This is a genomic window from Pseudomonas sp. PSB11 (assembly GCF_014596605.1).
GTDB classification, from domain to species: domain Bacteria; phylum Pseudomonadota; class Gammaproteobacteria; order Pseudomonadales; family Pseudomonadaceae; genus Aquipseudomonas; species Aquipseudomonas umsongensis.
Genome location: NZ_NOIO01000010.1, coordinates 1 through 22,099 on the forward strand (window position 1 = coordinate 1; position 22,099 = coordinate 22,099).

A 22,099-nucleotide genomic window follows, 5' to 3' on the forward strand; every position below is an offset into this window, starting at 1 on the left:
ATTCTTTATCGGCGCTTGGGTGAAAGGAGGAGGGGCGAACTCTCCCACAGTCTGTACTGCGTCAACAGTCAGAATCGAGCCTTGTCCCTCCTCCTCCCTTCAAGTCCTACCATACAAGCGAGCCTGCCCGCGAAGGCGGCCTGACAGCCAACCCATCACTTCCGAATACACCCAAACCCACTGTAGGAGCTGGCTTGCCAGCGATGACGGCCTGACAGCCGCCCCATCTCCCGCGCCCCTACCCGATCAACTGTGGGAGCGGGCTTGCTCGCGAAGGCGGCCTGACAGTCAACCCATCACTTCCGAATACACCCAAACCCACTGTAGGAGCTGGCTTGCCAGCGATGACGTCCTGACAGCCAATCCATCTCCCGCGACCCTCCCCGATCAACTGTGGGAGCGGGCCTGCTCGCGAAGGCGGCCTGACAGTCAACCCATCACTTCCGAATACACCCAAACCCACTGTAGGAGCTGGCTTGCCAGCGATGACGTCCTGACAGCCAACCCATCTCCCGCGACCCTCCCCAATCAACTGTGGGAGCGAGCCTGCTCGCGAAGGCGGCCTGACAGCCAAGCTGTCATTTGTTGACTGAGTACATATCCATTCCTGCGGTAACGCCCACCTAGGGTTTCGCTTTTACAGCGAGTCACTTGGAAAAACGGAACGCCGCCCGGCCCTAAGTAACCAAGGGCTCTTGCCCCTGACGTTCGGTGCCTCGCTGCGGCTCGGCATGCCCTCGCTCCGGTCCTGCTCCGTGGGCCCGCCGCGCTGGGCCCTCCTTGGCCAAGCGCGGCTAAACCGGCATCCATGCCGGTTTACCCACTACGCAGAACCGGAACGAAGCCTCTCGACGGGGCAAGAAAAATCAAAAGCCAAATCACAATCAAAAGCGAGGCGGCCGACCGGCCTGATTGGAAGCCATACGCATCCCCCGTAGGAGCCAGGCTTGCCGGCGAATGCGTACTCACAACCAATGACTTTCTTTCAGGTGACACACGAAAAAGCGCACCTGCCAGGCTCCCTGGAAAGCTTGATACCTGAACCCAAAACAACAATTCATTGCACTGCCCCAACCCATAGCCTCTATCCCCCTACCTATAGTCAGGGCAATTCGCTGTGGTTGGGTATTTTAGAAAGTTGTCGTATGGGTTCAGCGTATGAAAGAGATTTGATCTGTTGATCGAGAAAGCCTTCGCCGGCAAGTCAGATCACTGCTGAACTGGTTCCCACAAGGAGCATGTACCCACGCTTAATGAGCTTGCTGCCCAGCCCATACTGCCTGAAAGGAACAGCATTACCCACAAGATGCCGTATTTACGGTGGACCACATCCCTGTGCTCAGTGTTCGCGCTCTTGAAAGGACCAGTGTTTCGTCAAACCACGACTAGTACTCGGTGTCGCCTTCGATTTTGAAATGTTGAACCCAACCTTGTATCGATGTAGCAAGAACCATCAGCGGTACCAGCATCAACAATGTCACGGTAATCATGGGCCAAGTAGTCATGTGCGTTCCCTGATTCAGGATAATCCGCCAGCTCGCCTTCCAACTGAATGTCAGGCACCTATAAACCTAGTCACAGCCACAGTTCTACACACGCCATGTTAAGGAAAAAAGTCAGGACCTTTCTTGCTGGCTAACGGGTAAATCTGCCTAAATGCATCATTAAAGGTAGTCTCGCCAGTCAATCAGGATGACCCCATGCTCGTACTGCCCTGGCCATACCTGACATTGCTCTCTGCCGGTTATGTACTCGCTCTCACCTACGGCTACCTATCTGCCCAGGCGATCATTGCAATCATCCTGCTGGGGCTCGCTGGATACGCCGTCCGGCAACACCGCTTTCGCTTTGGTCCCTACCTCGGCCACGCCCTGTTCATCCTCCTTGCCCTCGCCTTGGCCCTCCATTGGTGGCCGGGATTTCACAACGCCAGGATGATCGACCAGGAACGCTTCACCGAGAACGCCGTGCCCTTCTCGATGAACCTTAATCTGGATAAACCGCTGATAGGCTTCTGGCTGTTGCTCATATGCCCATGGATCATCGGCCGCCACTCACTGACACAAGCATTAAAGGCAGGCGCCCTGACACTGATCCTGACGGCAATCGTCACTTTGGGAAGCGCATGGCTGTTGGGAATTGTCGAGTGGGCACCGAAATGGTCGCCTCAGGCGTGGCTGTGGATAAACAACAACCTTCTATTGGTGACTTTGGTAGAAGAAGCACTGTTTCGCGGCTACCTGCAAGGTGGCTTGAGTCGACGCTTCAAACGCCTGGCCTACGGCGAACATCTTGCCTTGCTGATCGCTTCTCTATTATTCGGGTTAGCGCATTGGGGCGCTGGTTGGGAATGGGTATTGTTGGCAACCTTGGCAGGTGCTGGCTACGGTCTAGCTTATCGATTCGGCGGATTGGCAGCCGCCATCGCTACCCACTTCGGTTTGAATCTGCTGCATTTCAGTTTGTTCACGTACCCGATGACGGCCGCTTGAGCCATTACTAGTCGATCAAACCGAATACTGACCGACTGGTCAAAGCCTGTCAGAAAGCCCTCCCCGATGGCAAAAACGGCCGATTATCGGTAGGGAACTATGCAGCTTGACTCCTGTCAGGCCGAGCGTTTAACCTCCCGCCCCACGAATGGAAGCGATCTGTCCCACATGGACAGAAAGTCCTCTGAAATTGAATTCAAGCAACGCGTTTACCGCGCTGTTGTGCTGTGCGGTAAATCATGCTCAAGCCCCGCTCTCCCCTGCAGATCAAAAAATCCGTCATTTTTGCCTTGGTGCTGCGTGAAGCGCGTTCGCGTTTTGGCCAGCGCCGCATGGGTGCTATCTGGACACTTATCGAGCCGATTAGCCACCTGCTTGTTCTCAGCATGTTCTTTGCCTTAATTCGTGGCAACACCGTGGCAGGTATAGACTTCCCAGTTTTCGTGCTGGTCGGCCTGGCACCATTCCTGCTGTTTCGCAATACAGCCCTGCGCCTGATGAACAGCCCAAAGGAAAACCGCTCGCTCTTTGCCTATAAACAGATCAAGCCCCTAGATACTTTTATAGCCCGAGTGCTCGTGGAGTTCAGTATATCGGCAAGCGTCTACGCCATTCTGGTATTTGGCTTTGCTTGGTACGGTTTCGACATGTCCATCAAATCACCCATCGAATGGATGCTGACCATCCTGCTGGGCGTTTTGTTTTCCTTTAGCCTAGGCATGTTGTTGTCGCTGATCGCTCATGCGATGCCCAGCAGCTCGCTGTTTATTCGGATGATGTTTTTCCCGCTCTATTTCATGTCAGGCGTGCTCATCCCGGCTGCTTACCTGCCTCACGCCATGCTGCCGCTGCTACTGCTCAATCCGTTCCTGCATCTGCTGGAGCTGATTCGCGCCGAGATCTTCCCATATTACGTTCCGGTCGATGGCGTTTCAGTGAACTACGTGATCGCCTTCACTTTGGTTTTGCTGTTCGTCTCCCTGGGTACTTATCGGGTTCGTCGACTGCATTTGATCTCCACCAAGAACGGCTAACTGCAGGCTTCCCGTGTTCGAGCTCAGAAATATCACCAAGTCTTACCTGACCCCCAAAGGTCGTCGCCACGTTTTCCGCGACCTGTCGTTGAAGATTCCCGCTGGCAAGAACATCGGCCTGATCGGCCGCAATGGCGCGGGTAAATCAACCTTGATGCGCCTGCTCGGCGGTGCCGATGTACCCGACTCCGGCACCATCGTTACCGACAAAAGTGTTTCCTGGCCCGTGGGCCTTTCCGGCGGTTTCCAAGGCAGCATGACTGGTCGCGAAAACATCAAGTTCGTCAGCCGAGTTTATGGCGCTGAGGGCGACGCCATGCGTGAGAAGGTCGCCTACGTTCAAGACTTCGCCGAAATTGGCAACTGGATCGACGAACCAGTCAAGACCTACTCCTCAGGTATGCGCTCGCGCCTGGCCTTCGGTCTGAGCATGGCCTTCGACTTTGACTATTACCTTATCGACGAAGTGATGTCGGTGGGTGATGCCCAGTTCAAGCGCAAATGTGCAGAGGTGTTCGAAGAGCGCCTGCAGAAATCCAAGGTTGTGCTCGTTTCCCATAGCATGCCCGAAATCAAAAAACTCTGTGACGTCGTGCTGCTGGTGCGCGATGGCGCAGTGCAGATCTATGACGATGTCGATGAAGGCATCAAGGCCTACAACACCTGATCGCCTGACCGTGGCGTGACTGTTTCATTTCAAGGATGCGTGTGCATATGAGTAGTACGGGTAAATTCAAGGGCTGGCGCCTGACATTGGGGCTGATCGTGCTTCCAATGGTACTGGCCATCGTCTACTACAGCTTCTTTGCCGTGGACCGCTATGTCAGCTCCGCGCAGGTAGTTGTGCGCCAGGACAGCAACAACCCTGCCGGTCAAGTGCCAGGCCTGAGCATGCTGCTCAGCGGCGCCAATCCCGCCTCCCGCGAAGAGACCTTGTACTTGCGCGAATACATCGTGTCGATGGACATGATGCAGCTGCTGGAAGACCGCCTGCACTGGGTCGAGCAATACAGCAAACAACGCAACGACCCGTTCTTCTGGCTGAGCACCGACACTGAGCGCGAAGACCTGCTCAAGTACTACCAGCGCATGGTCACCGCTCACTATGACGAAACCACTGGCTTGCTCAAGGTTGAAGTACAAGCTTTCAGCCCGGAACTGGCCGAGCAAATGGTCAAGGTCATTCTCGAAGCAAGTGAGCACTTCGTGAACGAAGTCTCCCACAGCATCGCCCGCGAGCAGATGCGCTTCGCCCAAGGCGAACTGGAAGGCGCAAAAAAGAGCTATACCCAACGCAAGGAAGAGTTGCTGAGTTTCCAGAACCGCAACAAGGTACTGGACGGTAAGAGCTCGGCCCAAGGCCGCGCCAGCATCATCGATACTCTGGAAGGCGAGCACTCCAAAGAGCGCGCCGTGCTCACCCAAATGCTCTACAAGCTTCGCCCGGACTCACCCCAGGTCAAACAACAACAGCAACGCGTCGACGCCATTCGCGAACAGCTGAATGCGGAAAAACGCCTGCTGGTGTCAGCCCCTGATGGCGCCCAGCTCAACGTCGTTGCTTCGCGCTTTCAGCAACTGACCCTGGACGCCGGCATCGCTGAAGAAACCTACAAGACTGCGGTCGCCGCACTCGACAACGCCCGTATTGAAGCCAGCAAGAAGATTCGCACACTGGTCACCGTGGTCAGCCCGAACACACCACAGATGGCCATCTACCCAGAGCGCCTCTACAACCTGGCAACCATCTTCCTGGCCCTGCTGCTGCTCTACGGCATCACCCGCTTCCTAATTGCATCGATCGAGGATCATCGTGATTAAATCCATTACTGGCCTGCCCCTTCGCCCCCTGAACGTGAGCATGCGAAACAGCGCTGTAGCGGGTTTAATCCTGGCGGCCCTGACCTTGTCCGGCTGCGGCGGCACTTTGTCCGGCGCAGGCCCTTACAAGGGCGATATCGAAAGCAAAAACCAGCCGTATAACCTGGTCGAGATCAACGCCAACACCATCGCTCCGTACATGCGTGGCGCAGTGCGTCCGGTACAGGCGAGCATTGCCAAGCCAGTCGCTCCTTCGGCGCGACTGATGGCCGGTGATATCCTCAACGTGTTGATCACCGACAACGCACCGGAAGGCTCGGCGCTGTTCGCCCCGCTGTCCGCTGGGGGCACGCAGCTCAAGACTCGCATCGACGACCAAGGCATGATCTCCCTGCCTTACGTCGGCCGCCAGTTCGTCGCCGGCATGACGCTCAACGACGTTGAGAACATGATCCGAAAGCAGCTGAAGGGCGTGACTACCGACGTGCAGACCCACGTTGAACTGGTTGGGGACCTGTCGGGCTCGATACTGGTAGCCGGTGCGGTCAAAGCACCTGGCCGGTTTAGTACCCTGCAAGGACCACTGACCCTGCTTGACGCCATTAACCAGGCCGGTGGTCCGGTAATGGAACCACATTTGGTCAACGTCACCGTACGTACGGGCACACAGGTTCAAGAGTTTAACTATGAAGACGTACTGGCCGGCAACAATATGGTGTTGCGTCCGAATTCGGAAGTAGTGGTGGACCGTGCGCGCCAACGATTTGTGGCGATGGGGGCTGTGCAGGAACCAGGCCTTAAAGATTTGCCGTCCCAAAACACCAGCTTGCTCGATGCACTGGGATCAGTGGGTGGACTGAGAGAAGCGAACGCTAACCCTCAAGGCGTTTTCGTATTCAGAATGGGTGAAGGCAACAACAAGCCAACTGTGATGCGTATTGATATGCGCGACCCTGCTGCCATTTTTTATGCTCGCCAAGTCATGGTTAAGCCTGACGACACCATTTATGTCACCAATGCGGCTGTGTATGAGTGGCAAAAAATCATTGGGCCTATTGTGCAGACGATGGTACTAGGAAGAGCAACTGGAATCACTCAGTAAACTCAACGCGCCCCATTTTTTTATTAAAAGCTGCATTAAAATTAACGAGCAGGATGAGCTGACCTAACTCTCCTGCCACAACTAATCAGACTACGAACATTAGCCCCCACCCAGCCCCCCCTGAATCGGGACAGATATAACTTTAAACCGACTACCCCTATTACATTGTGACGAGCAAAAACATGAAACAATGTTCAAAAATACTTCGCGATCTACAAAGAGCCCACATGCCAACTAGCGAATGCGAAAAAAAAACAGAACAACAAGAAGTGACAGCAGCAAAAGTTACTGCAAGAAAAAAATACTCGATAGTTTCAGCAGTATATAACGTCGCAAGATATCTTGACGAGTATCTCGAATCCGTAATCAATCAAACCGTAGACTTTAAAAACTCTATAGAAATAATATTGGTAGATGACGGCTCTACGGACGACTCACTAGAAGTTATAAAAAAATGGATTAATCTCCATCCAAAAAACATCAGATACATATATCAAGAAAATGCAGGACAAGGCGCTGCGCGCAACCATGGTCTTCAATACGCGAAACATGAGTGGGTTACTTTCATTGACCCAGACGACTTTATCTCCAACGACTACTTCGAATTAATCGATAAACATTTAAGTGAAAGCACAAACGCCGCATCACTAAAAATGATATGTGCTAACTACATCTTTTACTATGAAGACAGCCTAAAATACTCTGACACTCACGCTTTAAAGTTCAGATTCAGCAAAGGCGATATCACCCTTCCAATTGAAGATCTAGGCCGGCACATAATTTTAAATGTTAACTGCGTTTTATTCAAACGCTCTCAAATACTACAGCAACAACTACAATTCCACCCCCTCATACGCCCTGGATTCGAGGATGGGAACTTTGTTAACAATTACCTACTAAACTTAAAAGATGGCCATGTAAGCTACCTAGCCAAACCTAAATATTTTTACAGAAAACGTGAAGATGGAACCTCCACCCTCGACACGGGATGGCTAAATCCTGGGCGCTATAGCGCTCAATTAGAACTCGGATACCTTGGTATAATAAATAACAGTTTAGCTCTCTACGGCGAGGTCAAACCGTTCATCCAAAGAGTAGTTCTTTATGATCTTTGCTGGCATTTTAAAAGATTCATCAACAACAGTAGCAAACTAACCGTGCTCTCTGCCAATCAAGTCTCGAATTACAAAAAATTAATATCAGAAATAATGCAACACATTTCCATTGAAACAATTATGAATTTTGAGCTGGCAGGCGCCTGGTTCTATCATAAACTTGGCTTGCTCTCTTTATACAAAGACCACACTCCAAAACTCTCGATTGTTTATGTCGATGCTTTAGATGCAGTTAAAAATCTCGTAAAAGTTCGATACTTTTCAAGAAGCGACAACTCGACAGAAACTATAAAACTTGACAACAAAATTGTACTACCAACGTATGTAAAAACACTCAATCACACCCTATTTGACGATATATTTATATACGAACATATTATATGGTTCAAACTGGAAGACTCCAAAAAACTAACTATAACCGTCGAAAATTTTAACACCCGAATTTCATTAAAGGGTAAACAACATCATCACGGTGTATCCGTCGATGAAATTAACAATTGCTTCTCAAATATTAAAATAAATGAGACCAACCTCCCGGAAGAGCTTATAGAGCTGCGTAAATCAGCGGCATCTAAAGATGCCACGATGAAATATGGTGGTTGCTGGCTACTCATGGATCGAGACACACAGGCTGACGATAACGCAGAACACCTTTACAAATACCTGCAAGCTCACCACCCTGAAATCAGAGCATATTTCGTTTTACGTGAAACCTCTCCTGATTGGAATAGATTGACCGCCGCCGGTTTTTCGATGCTAGCATTTGAAAGCCACGAGCACAAATTAGCATTACTTAACGCTAATCATTTGATATCGTCACACGCAGATCATTATATTTTTGGCGGCATAGACAGAAAGCACGTGTTTGACATACTTACTTACAAGTATACATTTCTACAACACGGTGTCACCAAAGATGATCTATCTTCATGGTTAAACTCAAAACCTATAGACCTACTTATTACTTGTACACACCCAGAGACAACATCATTCATAGCAAATGGTGCGTATAAATTCACCGAAAAAGAAGTAGTGCTAACTGGCTTCCCACGTCACGACCAATTAATCGGAAAAGCATCTGCTGCTTCCAAAGTAATCTTGGTAATGCCTACATGGCGAAGCAATCTTGTGGGGGCGATTACCGGCATAGGAAATGAGCGCGAACTAAATCCAGAGTTCAGCAACACAACATTCGCACTTCAGTGGAAAAACTTCTTACATTCTGCAGAGCTAGAAAATCTTCATTCAACTCACGGCTATAAAATAGTCTTCTATCCTCACGCCTACATACAACCTTACATAGAAACTTTTGAAGTACCATCTTTTATTGAAATTGCGGGTCATAATGACGAAACCTCAATACAGGATCACTTTTCCCGCGCCTCGATATTGGTAACAGACTATTCATCTGTTGCATTTGAAATGGCAGCACTTGAACGTGCAATTGTTTACTTTCAATTTGACGCAAGTTCGTTCTTTGGTGGGAACCACACTTATAAAGCGGGTTACTTTGACTATAAACTAGATGGTTTCGGACCTGTCTGTGAGACATTGAATGAAGCCCTAAAAGAGCTTGAGCATATCTTATCGAATAACTCACAGCCTTCTGATAAATACCTCACAAGAATGCGAACGACGTTTGCCTTTCATGATCAGGACAACTGCAAGCGTGTATATGAAGCCATCAATGCACTCGACAAATGCAATATTTCAGCAGAATCGACCCAGGCTGCTGCAGTTTCGCACGGAAAAAAAATGCTTGCTGCTCAGCGATGGGAAGAATCTCTAACAGCTTGGAATCAAGTAACTATTGACCCATACTTTATGGGGGGCGAGGCCGCATTTTCAAAAGCTGTTGCTTTGAAAAATTTGGGTAAATACGACGAAGCGTTGTCATGGTTAGACATATCAAACTCTGCAGGTTATTGCTCTGACAAAATCAAGGCAGAACATTTTTCAATTACAATATCAACGAAGAATTTTGTACAAATAAATGAACTTTTCGACATTGATGAAATCCTGAGTAAATCAGTACCCATTAGCGACGAAATTCTCGCGTTTTTAGCAAAGTTTTTCCGCGAACAGAAAAAATTATCAATAGCGGCATCTCTTCTTAAAATTGCAGAAGACACAGCTCATCCAGCCATATTGGTAGAGCGCGCAGCCGTCGCCACTGGTGTTGAAATGTGGGCTGACGCCCAAGAGATCTGGCTCAAAACCTCAGTAGATCTTATGGATAATCACACATGGTTCCTGCGTGCCCAAACATCCAGAATGTTGGGGAATGTTTCAGAAGCATATAGGTTTCTAAAAAATATCAAGAACATAGACCAACTACCTGAATTTTCAATTGAGCAAGCAGAAATACTTTACGCACAGGCAGAGTGGAAAAAAGCTCATGCTGCTTGGGTTACTGCCAGCGTTTATACAAAGCTTTCAGCAGACCAATACTTAAAATTTGCTAAAACATCTCGCAAAGCAGGAAAATCGGATGAAGCACTAAATATTTTGACCAACGCTGCAAGTGCCTCAGACGAACGCACTCTACTCCAAGAAACTGCTTTAATTTTCACAGCTATGGGCAAACTTAAAGAGGCGAGAAATGCATGGAAAGGCTTTTTAAGTAGAAAAGATCTTCGTCCAAATAGAGACGCTTGGCTCCACTTAGCAAAGGTAAGTTATGATCTAAAAGAGTTCCAACAGTCGCTGCAAGAACTCGAAAAATTTGAAACACTTTCACCTCCTACCAAGGTGAGCCAAAAACTTAGAAAGGAAATTCAGCAGAATATTGTCCCCGCACTACAAGAGCCGAAAGAAGCATCTATACACCGCAATATCACCAAACTAGTAAAATGGCGACGAGCGTAAGTATCAAAGCCCGGCCATCACGTGGATGTATATTTTACTTAAAGGGATGAACAAAGCATGAACATTTTAGTAACTGGTGGCGCGGGGTATATCGGATCGCACGTAACACTTTCACTACTTGACAAGGGTTACAACGTAATTGTATTGGATAATTTCTCCAATAGCTCGCCAAAAGTGATGAACAGAATAAAAAAAATATCAGAGAAAACCCTAAAAGTTATCCAGGGCGACATTTTAGACAGCGCGCTACTAGCAACTACATTCAAAGAACATTCTATTGATGCAGTATTCCATTTCGCGGGACTTAAGTCGGTTGCCGAAAGTACAAATCAACCTGGGCGCTACTATCAGACGAATGTCACTGGTACCCTAAACCTGTGTCAAGCAATGATCACCGCGAGAGTGTTCAATTTGGTTTTTAGCTCCTCTGCTACGGTGTATGGTGAAAAGCATCATATGCCGTTGCGAGAATGCTACGAGACCGGTACAGCAACCAACCCATATGGTCGATCTAAATATATCGCTGAGACAATACTAAAAGACCTAGCTGCAGCGACGCCGCAGCTAAAAATCGCAGTGTTGAGATATTTTAACCCAATCGGCGCACACCCAAGCGGACTAATTGGTGAAAACCCAAGTGGAATTCCCAACAATCTCCTTCCGTATATAGGGAAAGTTGCTACCGGGCAATTACCTGAATTATGCGTGCATGGTAGTGATTATCCAACAATTGATGGAACTGGTGTAAGAGACTATATCCATGTTATGGATCTTGCGTATGGCCATGTTAAAGCACTTGAGGCTTTGAGTGATAGGTCAGGTGTATCCATATGGAACTTAGGGACAGGAAAAGGATATTCTGTTCTTGAAATGATAGAAGCGTTTGAAAAATCTAGCGGCTGCACTATTCCGTTTAAATTTGGGTCTCGACGAGATGGGGATATTCCTGCTTCCTGGGCTGATATATCAAAAATACAAAGCGAATTACAATGGGAGCCAAGGTTTAGCTTAGATCAAATGATGAGTGACACATGGCGCTGGCTCACCAATAACCCTTGGGGATATGAGCAGTAAATAGAAAAACTAAAGCATCCAAATCCCGATATAATACGGGATTTGGATTTCATCATCAGGTCATCGAACTTTAGAACTAGAAATCATCTTGCCAATTAAAGAGTCCGGATTGACAGCTCCGGAGATTATTTTTTCACTCAGTGGCTTCCAAACCCTACCGACCATCTTAAATATATTGCAATCAAGGGTAGGATTATCATTTTGCGTCATAAATGAAACAATTCGATCAACATCCCAAGCTAATTTACATGGGATATTGTAGGCGTCATTCTCGGCAGGAATCAAAGTCAGAACATATTGGTTCGAACGCCGCATCAGAACCTGTGCGGCAACATGCATGGAAAAATAGTTAGGATGCTGAAGCCCCTGACGTAAATGATCGATATTGTATTCCGTCAATGACTTTATATAATTATCCGCACCTTGAATCATCGACTTTTCAAATTCATTAAGCCAATCATTGATGAATTTTGTCCCCGCGGGAGCTGCAAGAAACCAATTCTCAATTAACGGATAGGCTGCATTAGTAGTTTTCCCTCGCAGGAAATAACCTACTAACTCACCTCCATGTATACTTTGAGTTTTATGAATATAAGCAAAAGACTTGAAAGCTATAATGGTGGCGTCAAGCCAAATCCCACCATATTTATTAAGAAGGGCAAGCCTAACCCAGTCCGCTTGCCGTTGAGGTGTATTGCGGAAAAAACCTTCCGGCAGTAAACCCAAGAAGCTATCAATACTACTCGGCGTAACAATGTTAACCTCATGATCTGGATTTTTTTCTTTCCAGCTCCCAATACATGCATTTACAGTGTCGGGAAGGCTATCGGAATTCCAGTATGCCCATATTTTTTTTGGTATTTCGCGAGTAAAATCTGGTCGTGCATTATCACCAAACCAACCTAAAGCACGAGGGGTATTTACAACACCTTCCATCAATATACACCTAGCTGAATTTAAGTTTAATTCCTACTACCAGTTAAGAAACTAGACTTAGGAACGAATTGCAAACTTCATACATCACAGCAGCGCTATTTAACGATAACTAGAAAATATATATTCAAGAGGATACATCATTAAAACAAATCACAAGTAAAAATAAAATTTTCTTTTTTAAAAACCATCTGAAAACTCACACACATAGCATCCGTTAGGAATATGCAGTTTTATCAACATTTGTACGAGATATTTTTTATAAAAAGCCACCTGACGGTGGCTTTTCAGTACGAGCAGCTTAAACTGCTATCAATACGCCTTACCAGCCTTGTAGAAGTTCTCGAAACAGAAGTTGGTCGCGTCGATGTAGCCTTCGGCGCCGCCGCAGTCGAAACGCTTGCCCTTGAACTTGTAGGCCATCACGCAGCCGTTCTGGGCCTGTTTCATCAGGGCGTCGGTGATCTGGATTTCGCCGCCCTTGCCTGGCTCGGTCTGTTCGATCAGGTCGAAGATGTCCGGGGTCAGGATGTAGCGACCGATGATGGCCAGGTTCGACGGCGCATCTTCAGGTTTTGGTTTTTCCACCATGCTGTGCACACGGTAGATGTCGTCGCGGATCATCTCGCCGGCGATCACGCCGTACTTGTTGGTCTCTTGCGGGTCGACTTCCTGGATGGCCACGATCGAGCAGCGGAACTGCTTGTACAGCTTGACCATCTGGGTCAGTACGCCGTCGCCTTCGAGGTTGACGCACAGGTCGTCTGCCAACACCACGGCGAAGGGTTCGTCGCCGATCAGCGGACGGCCGGTCAGGATCGCGTGGCCCAGGCCTTTCATTTCGGTCTGGCGGGTGTAGGAGAACGAGCAATTGTCGAGCAGCTTGCGAATGCCGACCAGGTACTTTTCCTTGTCGGTGCCCTTGATCTGGTTTTCCAGCTCGTAGCTGATGTCGAAATGGTCTTCCAGGGCGCGCTTGCCACGACCGGTGACGATGGAGATTTCCGTCAAGCCAGCGTCCAGTGCTTCTTCGACGCCGTACTGGATCAGTGGCTTGTTTACCACCGGCAGCATTTCTTTAGGCATGGCTTTGGTCGCTGGGAGGAAGCGAGTGCCATAACCGGCTGCTGGAAACAAACACTTCTTAATCATAATATTCCTTAGAAAAACAATCCATATTACCGAAGCTCATTTTAATCAACAAACTGGCATCTTACAATAAAAAAACAAGAACCACCGCAATGTGATAAAAGCAACCAAAGAGCAATCTCTAATATATGAAATCAGGTTCGAATTGCATTTGAAATAAATTTTCTTTTTTTATTTCCCGGGTCTGCAATTTTCTTCAAAAAATCTGAATCGCATGACTCTGAAAAAGCCTTGAGGTGACCACTTTTTGGCGAACTCAAATGCGCACTCACCGCATCGCAAAAGTCTTTATAAATCTTATATTTTGTAAACTTCAAAGCTCCAATCATCTGAAGGAGATCTGAAGACGGCTCCTTTTCTAGGGTATCGATAAACAAGGTAAATATGTGTTCCTCTGCTTCTGGACAGTGCTTAGCTAGTAACTCAATGGATTGTTTTGAACTTGGCCAGTCTGCCTTGAAGAACACTTGAGAGGCTCGCCCTCCGACCACTGACAATGTAAAATCTTCTGAAAAAGAATCACGCCACTTTGTCTTAACTACAAATACATGCTTAGCATGATTTACGGGCTTAGTAAAAACCACGGTTTCCTTCTGCCAGCTATTAGTAACTCGAACTCTCTCCCTCGAACCCGAACTGAGACCGTGAACAACTCCAAAAATCCAGTCTTTATTTACTGCAACCAACTCAATCTCCGCACTTTCAACGCGCGCCCGAGCTACGGATAACTTTTCTTTAATTTCACTCAAACAACGCTGCACAGTAGAAATTTGCATGTCAACGCCAGAATGCTCATACACTTGACTATGAAACTTATCGAATTCAGCTATATTTTTCAGTTCTTGTTTTGCCCGATCCGCTTTCGGCAACGACCGCCTACGAATCCACTCCTCCCTGGACTTAGTGTAATAGTGATGGATGACCGCCCGACCAAAAGATGACGACTTCAATTTGATCGGCATCAACTGATTCCACTCAGCTACCCTCAAGTTATTATCCAGATAAACACCAGATAACAAATCACAAATATGCGTTCGCATATTATAAGTGTTTTTCGGCGAAAACATTGTCTTAACAACGGGAGAGGTTTTTTTCTCACATTTTTTAAAGCGCTCGATAACCAAATCGGTTGATGAGGACTCATTTCCACTGGAACCATAAACAAGCCAAGGAAACGCAATAGCTCCCACATTCCCGTGCATGCGTTCAGCATCTATTAACAGTTTTTTTACCGAGCCATCTTTAACGACCAAAAACTCATCAAGATCGCAAATCAGCACATAATCAAAATCCGCTGAAAAACTCTCGATAAAATGACCATATGCGTCCCGTTGCGGAGGTATTCCCTCTCGCCGAGGCCAATGCACTCTGGTTATCTCGCCGATATTATCTAGCGCCGCCAGAAGCTCTGAAGTACCGTCATCACTAACATTATCGTAGATAAACACCGAATCAAATCCGGAAATTTTATAATATGCAATCCACTCTTCAACATAATCAACTTCATTTCTACAAATCGCACAAACCGCAATTTTCAAAATAATTACCTTTTCAGACAGAACTCCAGAAGCAATTTCTATAACTTCAGGATCTAACAACGATTACACCGTAGAACGATAAATCTTCCTGAAACACAAGATTATTATTGCTCCCAAGCAGCCAACTCACTTAATCGCCGAGTAAAAAATCTGGAAGTATATTCCTTGTAGCGTCCATTCGTTGCACTGCCATCGCCATCGTTAAAGCAAAGCATCTTATACTTGTAGGTATCCTTCCCAAGAATTTTCTCTACATTGCCTGGGCGAACAATTAAACTGGATGCGTCAGCTTTAACTGCCCGCCCGCTGACATATGCAAAATGGTGATATAAAAACGATGTGACGTTGACGTCATCTAAAGAACGACGTTTAGCGTTTCGCGTTGATTCAATCGATTTCGGAAACGTCTCCTCGATCTCTTCCAGGATGGACTTTTTCAGGGCGTAAGGCACATGGCGATGCAAGCATCGAGCCTCATAGCCAGGGAAAATAGTTTTCAACAAGTCTTTGGAATTGTTGGCGGCCGCAAGATAATCCAGTGACTTATCTCTGCCCGCCTTTGAATCAACCATTCCATAAGGCTCCAGATACGTCACGGAACGTCCGATTTCGTCAAAGAAATCCTTCGGCAAACAAGGCTGATTGAGCAAAAAATCATCATTGAGATAAAGGAAATTTTCAGAAAGCCCTGGTATACGATGTAGACAAGCCTCGATGGCATGGGAGTTAAACGTTGGTAGCATCGTCTCTGCTGGAAAAATCTCTACGTGATTTACCCAAATAATCTTTGGATGGTCTTTCAGCCATCCAGGCTGCTTGCAGTTTGAAACAACAAAGATTCGATTTATCCAAGGCGCATATTTGTTCAGCGAGCGTAATGAATAGCGTAATTCATCGTTCGAAGTGTATCTGTCGGGATCGAATTCATCGGCTGGATATGTTGACGCCCACAAAGCTTGCCAGTCTGAGTCTGCATGATTGACCCATGTATAAACGGCATCTATCGGCGTAGTATACCCGCAACCGGTTGGCATACCATGGTAGATCGCACTGAGCTCTTGTACTTTGAACTTTCTAATCAACGCAGAGGAAGAACGGACGTTTGCCAATCCATCATCGGCGATATCGAATTGATAAATGTGTAGCACATGTAAAACCCCAGACTTATTGCCAAGTTCTAATACAAAATCTGGTCGCCCCCCCAATTCCCCCCCAACAACCTGGACATCAAACCTTTCTCCGGTACCGAACGTAGAACTGTAGTGCCCCCCAATGTATAGAGAGTGACACTCATTGCCAGTGAATCTTTCAAGAGACTCACAACGTCAAGCAAGGCATATAGATTACCAGACCAGATCAACAGGCTGTTTTTGTTACTACCATCTTCCACCCCATACCCTGCACCCATTGTCTTGCGCAAATACTCCTGCAAGCCTATCTTTTTCACTACATCAAGATCGACAGCAGCAGACGATATTGGGATCTCTATTTTTCGAACTGTTTTCTCTGCTTTTTTGAAGACACGCTTTCTAAACATGTCATAAAAAAACAGATCAGGGTCCTTGATGAATTTTCGGAGTTTTTTGAACCGTCGAGCTTTACTCATTTAATAAAAACCTTAATCGCCGCCGAAACGTGTCGAATCTATCGACATGACCTGGCTTGTTATCAAACAGAATTCCGTATTCACTTACCTCAAGATTTTTTTCCGCACAAAAGCGGGCGAAACTTGATATCAAGGTCGGATCACCAATTACTTTTCCTGACACCTTGCCTTCATGGAGTGAGACAAATAGTTCGTAATTTTTCTTTCTCGCTGCTTGATAGCCCTCAACATCCGGCCGCTCATGAAAAATATGGAACGCCAAATCTCTTTCCAAGAGTGCATCAAAGCAACTCTCACCAAGATACCGCCGAAACCCGCGAGCGAAGAGCGGAGATCTTGCAGTTCTATCGACCAGCATGTCAGGAGCTTTATCTAGGTCGCCATGAAGCGCTGCCAGACGCATCATGAAGTCGAAGTCTTCATAGCCATGCCCGGAGAAAGCCTCATTGAATCCCTCAAGTATTGAGTAGTCTTTGCTACGCATTACCATTACTGACGAAGGGCTCGCCAAGTGTAGAAACTCTTTTCTTGAAAAACTAAAAAAGCGTTGAGTGAGCTGATTGATATCAATCTTTGCGCGAATCAGGTCGTTGGAGCCTTTCTTTGTAAGATAGAGGCAGGGGAGCATGTAAAACGGTCGTTCGTGTGCTACCACCTTGAGCCTGTATTTTTCTATGAGCGAGAAATCAGGCCAGATATCTACGTCCAATAGGGTCAGATATTCATCTTCAACATGTTTGAATGCTTCGTTACGAAGCAGTGCCGCGTTCACGTTTCCCGTATAGAAACGCTTTGAGATGGTGACTGCAGCGTCGCATTTGCCGATGACGAGCCTGAACAGCCTGTCTACCCACATTCCACGATCATTGTGAGCAAAGATAATTTTGACGTTAGAGCGCTTTGCAGCTTTGGCCATCTGACGCGCCTTGGAGATGATATCCAAGGGGCGATGCACCAAATCAAGCGGCACTATGGCTGTGATATTAGGTTTGGTTATCTCAAACAATGTTCAACACTCAATGGTCTTGCTTGACCGACTAAAATCCAAACCCCATACCTCGTAAGCGCAGTGAACAGGGCTAGTGTCATTCGCTTCAGTCAAAAATCTCGACAACCCCAACTACTTCACCGCTGTCGTCATCCGTAACCGGCAAGGCACGGATCTTGTGATCCAGCATATAAGCCTCGGCTTCGGACAATTGTGCAGACGCTTTCACCGTGTGCGGATTTGAAGTCAGGAACGTTTCGACGTTTTCATTGACGACCCCCGGATTGTCCAGCAAGGCTCGACGTAGATCGCCATCGGTGACGATGCCGACGAGTTTTTCGTCTTCCATCACCAAGGCAAGCCCCAGGCGGCTTGATGTCATAACCAGCAGGCAGTTGTGGAATGAGGTGTTGCGAGTCACCTTAGGGATGTTGCTGTGCATCACGTCACTGACGCGCGTCAGGAGCTTGCGGCCAAGACTGCCCCCGGGGTGGTAGCGAGCGAAGTCCATCGGCTTGAAATCGAGCGCAGCGATCAACGCAACAGCAAGCGCGTCTCCCATGGCCATGGTGGCGAGCGTCGAAGTCGTCGGAGCCAGGTTGTTCGGGCAAACCTCACGTTCTACGGAAATGTCGAGCCAGATATCGGCATGCTTGGCCAGGGTGGATTGGCCGTTACCGGTCATGGCGATGATTTTATTACCGAACGACTTCAGGCTCGGGATCAGTTTGACGACTTCTTCGGTTTCGCCACTGTAGGAGATCAGGATCAGCACATCACTTGGCTTGAGCATGCCTAGATCACCATGAAAGGCTTCAGCCGGATGCAGGAAAAGACTCGGCGTACCCGTAGAGGCAAAAGTGGCGACCATTTTCTGCCCGATCAGACCGGATTTACCCATGCCGCAGACTGCCGCGCGGCCCTTGCAACCCAGTATGAGCTCCACTGCACGCTGAAACTCATCATCTAGGCGTGCTGCGAGTTGGCTGATGGCTTGCGACTGGGCGTTGAGTGCGTCTTTTGCAATTGGAAGGTGATTCATGGGAAAGCCAATGGTCCTTGATTAAGTGGTACGCCTAGATAGATGTGTGCGGAGCGTCCAACACTCGGTTCAGTAAATTGCCCAGCCGAAGTCCGGCATCAGTCAGTCTGGTTTTGACGACCGGAGAGATGTCCTTCAAGTAACGCTTTGGCAAAGCCATCTTCATCGTCGAGTCGGCGCGTAGTATGTCGCCGCCATAGATATAGTTCTTGGCAATCTCATGGCTCTCCATTGCCCACTCCTCGGGCGTACGCTGGGAAACAGTTGGATTGCCGGCCAAAAGATAAGACGCCAGTCCGGCAGGCGGCATTTTCAGCGATCGGACTGAAATGGTGTCCCATACTTTATGAAGCGTGTAGTCACGCTTTCCAAGCTGGACCTTCCCACCACCGGTCTCCTTAATGGCGTGCAAGGGCTGATGGATATCGCCTACATAGTGCACCACGAATTTCAGTGCCCTCAATCGGTCTGCTGCCGGCGCGTCTTTCTGACCAAGGATGGCTTCATATCGCTCTATTCCATAAACAATGCACTTGCCTTTACGACCGCAGTCACGTTCCAGGTCAAAGGCCGTTGCATTAAATGGAATACGCACAGCGTGGCTGATCAATCCCGGCTCCGTGCCCTTTATCTGATCTGCCCAGGAGGCGACGTCTGCCAGACTGCTCCCCCCTTCCAGAGCCAATAGCTGTCGCACCTCGCTTTGCGCAACCGCATCCAGCCTGGATTCGGCGATCAGGGCGACTGTTTTATGCCCGTCAATGCCCCAAGCCAATACGCTTGACGCATGAAGAGAGAGGAAGGTTAAAGCGATGAACTTGATTTTCAACGGTGACCTCCCTGTACCACTACGCTGAATCGACGAGGTAATTAGCTTGCCAGCGGGCCGATTCATAAAGGCAGCGATCGATCCTTGATTTTAGAGGCGCGTATGTTAACGGTTGAGCCGACGGCATGGAACTTTGATGTTGCCGTTTTCGGATGAGCGAGTAGGAATAATCGCCTCCTCAGTGACCGACAGCCCCTCACAATGGCAATCCGTAGGCAGAGTCCGTAATATCGCGCCTCGTTTGATCGGCTATGACACATTTTGAGTACAGACTTTTTCTAGCCACGCCCGACGTTATCCGATCAAAATTCGAGCGGTTGTTGACAGTTGGACCCCATGAATACCGAATCAAAGAAACAAAGAATATTTGATCGTAAAAATGTCTTCTGGTGGAGCCAAGCCAGCCTGAAAAAACGCTTGAGTCATGTGCTTGGGTACGCGCTGGACGAATACAGCATTACCACTCAGGATCTTGAGTCCAATGCCTCGTTTGTCAAGCATGTCCACCATCACCGTCTGACTCATCTACAGACTGGCGTCACGCTGGATATAGTAGAAAAATCCATTCGAAAATTGCTCGGCATTTCTAGCCTGGAATCGCGCTTTCATCGCGAGGGCGACGTGCTGGCCGACAGTACTCACTTCCGTCACCCTCAATGCCTAGGGGTGATCGAAACACCATGGGAAAGCTTCATCTTCACGCGCTTTGTCCGGGGAAAAGCCCCACGCATGGGCAAAATCGCCACGCAAATTGGTCAAGGTATTGCAGAAATAGAAAATCTATCGAACCTGCATTTGCAGCCCAAAAACTGGCTACAGCGCTATCGGTTTTGGGAAATGGATTTTTTTCGTCCGTGGTATCTGTTGCGTTGGCGCTTCAATTTTGTGCGTTACCTGCCGTCCCTTAGCGAACTGCCCGCTGACGATGCACGTTTTCATGGTCTGAAGGAGCGGTTATTAAGCCTGCAACCCGAGCTGAATCTGGCAAAAGCCCGCGCCTTTAATAGCCAACGTTGCTTTTGTCACATGGATTACCTGGCCAAGAATTTCTTTTCTTCTCGCGAAGGCTTTCAGATGATCGACTGGAGTGAGGTGAAAGTTGGCCGGATCGGCTTTGATGGCGGCGCGTACCTGAGTGCGATTTTTCGTCAGGAAGACATGGCGCGCTTCATGAAAATCCGCATGTACTTTTTACGCTCCTATCTCGCTGCACTGGACGAGCGCTTCGATGCGCAGAGCGCCTTGCACAATATGGACTACTTTTTCCTGCAGAACGCGCTATGGCATTTCTTACGCCCCAAGACCATTGCCGACTACCAGCAACGGGGCAAGCTCGACCTGCTGCATGAAAAATATGAGTACTTGCTAGCGCTGCCCTCGATGGCGAAGGGTTAGGCCAAGCGCAAGGGCGCTCCGACGCCACGCGGCCTTCCTCAATTTAACAATGCTTGTGCCGAGCCGACCGCAATTATCCTTGCGGATCGAGATTATCCAGCGCCCGATTCACCGCCATATCGGCCAGCATGATCACCTGCTGTATGCCCAACAACATGCTGCGCTGCGGCCCATCCACGAATGTTGCGAAATCACTGGCCATGACACTGGCGGACGCCAGGGATTCGCAGGCGTGGGCAAGAAGTGTTTCGGTGTCGATGCCTGGGGCGATGTAGAACATCGTGCTTGGATTGTGGGGCGCGTGGGATTTGAGGATCGCGGGTTTGAGATGCGGGTCGATTTCTGATTCGGGGGGATTGGGGGAAGGTTTGGGCATTTTGGAACTCCGTCTGGTGATTGAAGCTGCCCCATCCGTTTCCAGGCGAAGGGGTGGCAGCTGTACGCAGGCTGGAAACACGGGCAAACGGCAACCCGGTAGACACAGAGGTCTCCCGCGCACAGCCGCCATAACGGAGTGCACACATTAAAAGCGCGCAATCATACGTTATGAGGGGCGCTTTGGCGCCGTTTACACTTCGAGGTTTCCAGTCCCGGCCGCTGATTTGACAGCGGCGGACAAAGGCTAGAGATGCCGCTTCCGAGGGACAACCTGAAAGGGTTGTCGGAGGTTTCTTCGGAGGATGTGTGAATCTGGGCGAAATGGGTTGACTGGGTGGGCCTCTTCGCTGGCAAGCCAGCTCCTACATCTAAGGGAAAAAACTCGGTATGTAGGGCTTTACCCTATATACAGCCGTTTCTCCAAGTGGCTTAAATTCGCTTACAAGCAAGGACGCATCTCAACCATACACTCGCACCATTAAAGGCAGCCGAGTACGATGCGTTATCTAATCTTCATCCTCATAGCCGTGATCGTTGTCACCCTCGTGGCATCGCTGTATGGGTGGTATTGCCACCTACGAGATGACGAAGACGACCTGTATTACTCGCCCGAAAATCCTGTCGATTCAAATCACGCACGTACGCCTTGCATACAGCCAGCGGCAAGGCCTCGACAGCGTGATCACGCTAGCACGCCGAAGCCTTCGTCCACTGCCTCAGTCGACCTGTCCGCCC

17 protein-coding genes are annotated in these 22,099 nt (G+C 48.5%); 8 read left to right on the forward strand and 9 right to left on the reverse strand.

Annotated elements, in window-relative coordinates; translation table 11 throughout:
* The first annotated feature begins 1,700 nt into the window (after nt 1-1,700).
* From CGA21_RS14000 to galE, 7 genes are all read left to right on the forward strand, one after another.
* The gene (locus CGA21_RS14000; protein WP_188264374.1) at nt 1,701-2,492 is read left to right on the forward strand and encodes a CPBP family intramembrane glutamic endopeptidase; all 792 of its coding nucleotides are present in this window, start codon (nt 1,701-1,703) and stop codon (nt 2,490-2,492) included.
* 239 nt (nt 2,493-2,731) lie between these two features.
* A complete protein-coding gene (locus CGA21_RS14005) occupies nt 2,732-3,526 on the forward strand; it encodes an ABC transporter permease (protein WP_188264375.1) in 795 nt (264 codons plus the stop codon).
* 13 nt (nt 3,527-3,539) lie between these two features.
* Nucleotides 3,540-4,193 carry an ABC transporter ATP-binding protein gene (locus CGA21_RS14010; protein WP_188264376.1) on the forward strand — a complete coding sequence of 218 codons (654 nt, stop codon included), beginning with the start codon at nt 3,540-3,542 and terminating at the stop codon, nt 4,191-4,193.
* 47 nt (nt 4,194-4,240) lie between these two features.
* Entirely contained in the window at nt 4,241-5,347 is a 1,107-nt protein-coding gene (locus tag CGA21_RS14015; protein ID WP_188264377.1) for an ABC transporter permease, read from the forward strand.
* Between the two features lie 40 nt (nt 5,348-5,387).
* Nucleotides 5,388-6,449: a polysaccharide biosynthesis/export family protein gene (locus CGA21_RS14020; protein ID WP_188264473.1), complete on the forward strand. Its 1,062-nt coding sequence runs from the start codon at nt 5,388-5,390 to the stop codon at nt 6,447-6,449.
* A gap of 227 nt (nt 6,450-6,676) precedes the next feature.
* Complete coding sequence (locus CGA21_RS14025) at nt 6,677-10,432, forward strand: CDP-glycerol glycerophosphotransferase family protein (RefSeq protein ID WP_188264378.1); 3,756 nt, start codon at nt 6,677-6,679, stop codon at nt 10,430-10,432.
* Between the two features lie 57 nt (nt 10,433-10,489).
* Complete coding sequence (galE, locus tag CGA21_RS14030; protein ID WP_188264379.1) at nt 10,490-11,506, forward strand: UDP-glucose 4-epimerase GalE; 1,017 nt, start codon at nt 10,490-10,492, stop codon at nt 11,504-11,506.
* Nucleotides 11,507-11,566: 60 nt separating this feature from the next.
* Here galE and CGA21_RS14035 read toward each other — a convergent pair whose 3' ends face one another.
* The 8 genes from CGA21_RS14035 to CGA21_RS14065 form a co-directional block, all read right to left on the reverse strand.
* Nucleotides 11,567-12,442 (reverse strand): glycosyltransferase family 32 protein, encoded by an 876-nt coding sequence (locus CGA21_RS14035; RefSeq protein ID WP_188264380.1) that lies wholly within the window; start codon nt 12,440-12,442, stop codon nt 11,567-11,569.
* 309 nt (nt 12,443-12,751) lie between these two features.
* Nucleotides 12,752-13,591 carry a UTP--glucose-1-phosphate uridylyltransferase GalU gene (galU, locus tag CGA21_RS14040; protein WP_188264381.1) on the reverse strand — a complete coding sequence of 280 codons (840 nt, stop codon included), beginning with the start codon at nt 13,589-13,591 and terminating at the stop codon, nt 12,752-12,754.
* Nucleotides 13,592-13,722: 131 nt separating this feature from the next.
* Nucleotides 13,723-15,186, reverse strand: coding sequence for a glycosyltransferase family 2 protein (locus CGA21_RS14045; protein ID WP_188264382.1), 1,464 nt, complete (start codon nt 15,184-15,186; stop codon nt 13,723-13,725).
* 44 nt (nt 15,187-15,230) lie between these two features.
* Complete coding sequence (locus CGA21_RS29950; protein ID WP_317451690.1) at nt 15,231-16,274, reverse strand: stealth conserved region 3 domain-containing protein; 1,044 nt, start codon at nt 16,272-16,274, stop codon at nt 15,231-15,233.
* 29 nt (nt 16,275-16,303) lie between these two features.
* Entirely contained in the window at nt 16,304-16,732 is a 429-nt protein-coding gene (locus CGA21_RS29955; protein ID WP_223194129.1) for a hypothetical protein, read from the reverse strand.
* The gene (locus CGA21_RS14055) at nt 16,725-17,738 is read right to left on the reverse strand and encodes a galactosyltransferase-related protein (protein WP_223194130.1); all 1,014 of its coding nucleotides are present in this window, start codon (nt 17,736-17,738) and stop codon (nt 16,725-16,727) included. Before CGA21_RS14055 ends, CGA21_RS29955 begins: the two co-directional genes overlap by 8 nt.
* 88 nt (nt 17,739-17,826) lie before the next feature.
* Complete coding sequence (locus CGA21_RS14060) at nt 17,827-18,762, reverse strand: SIS domain-containing protein (protein ID WP_188264383.1); 936 nt, start codon at nt 18,760-18,762, stop codon at nt 17,827-17,829.
* A 34-nt stretch (nt 18,763-18,796) separates the two neighbouring features.
* The gene (locus CGA21_RS14065; protein WP_188264384.1) at nt 18,797-19,591 is read right to left on the reverse strand and encodes a S1/P1 nuclease; all 795 of its coding nucleotides are present in this window, start codon (nt 19,589-19,591) and stop codon (nt 18,797-18,799) included.
* A gap of 336 nt (nt 19,592-19,927) precedes the next feature.
* On the opposite strand from CGA21_RS14065, the gene CGA21_RS14070 reads away from it, so the two are divergent.
* Entirely contained in the window at nt 19,928-20,986 is a 1,059-nt protein-coding gene (locus tag CGA21_RS14070) for a phosphotransferase (RefSeq protein ID WP_188264385.1), read from the forward strand.
* Between the two features lie 73 nt (nt 20,987-21,059).
* Here the strand turns inward: CGA21_RS14070 and CGA21_RS14075 are convergent, their stop codons facing one another.
* Complete coding sequence (locus tag CGA21_RS14075) at nt 21,060-21,362, reverse strand: DUF6124 family protein (RefSeq protein ID WP_188264386.1); 303 nt, start codon at nt 21,360-21,362, stop codon at nt 21,060-21,062.
* Between the last annotated feature and the right edge of the window lie 737 nt (nt 21,363-22,099).

Coding starts and splice junctions, on each gene's coding strand:
- CGA21_RS14035 (WP_188264380.1), bottom strand. CDS start 12,442: ATGGAAGGTGTTGTAAATACCCCTCGTGCTTTAGGTTGGTTTGGTGAT.
- CGA21_RS14000 (WP_188264374.1), top strand. CDS start 1,701: ATGCTCGTACTGCCCTGGCCATACCTGACATTGCTCTCTGCCGGTTAT.
- CGA21_RS14005 (WP_188264375.1), top strand. CDS start 2,732: ATGCTCAAGCCCCGCTCTCCCCTGCAGATCAAAAAATCCGTCATTTTT.
- galU (WP_188264381.1), bottom strand. CDS start 13,591: ATGATTAAGAAGTGTTTGTTTCCAGCAGCCGGTTATGGCACTCGCTTC.
- CGA21_RS14060 (WP_188264383.1), bottom strand. CDS start 18,762: ATGAATCACCTTCCAATTGCAAAAGACGCACTCAACGCCCAGTCGCAA.
- CGA21_RS14015 (WP_188264377.1), top strand. CDS start 4,241: ATGAGTAGTACGGGTAAATTCAAGGGCTGGCGCCTGACATTGGGGCTG.
- CGA21_RS14020 (WP_188264473.1), top strand. CDS start 5,388: ATGCGAAACAGCGCTGTAGCGGGTTTAATCCTGGCGGCCCTGACCTTG.
- CGA21_RS14075 (WP_188264386.1), bottom strand. CDS start 21,362: ATGCCCAAACCTTCCCCCAATCCCCCCGAATCAGAAATCGACCCGCAT.
- galE (WP_188264379.1), top strand. CDS start 10,490: ATGAACATTTTAGTAACTGGTGGCGCGGGGTATATCGGATCGCACGTA.
- CGA21_RS14070 (WP_188264385.1), top strand. CDS start 19,928: ATGAATACCGAATCAAAGAAACAAAGAATATTTGATCGTAAAAATGTC.
- CGA21_RS14025 (WP_188264378.1), top strand. CDS start 6,677: ATGCCAACTAGCGAATGCGAAAAAAAAACAGAACAACAAGAAGTGACA.
- CGA21_RS29955 (WP_223194129.1), bottom strand. CDS start 16,732: ATGAGTAAAGCTCGACGGTTCAAAAAACTCCGAAAATTCATCAAGGAC.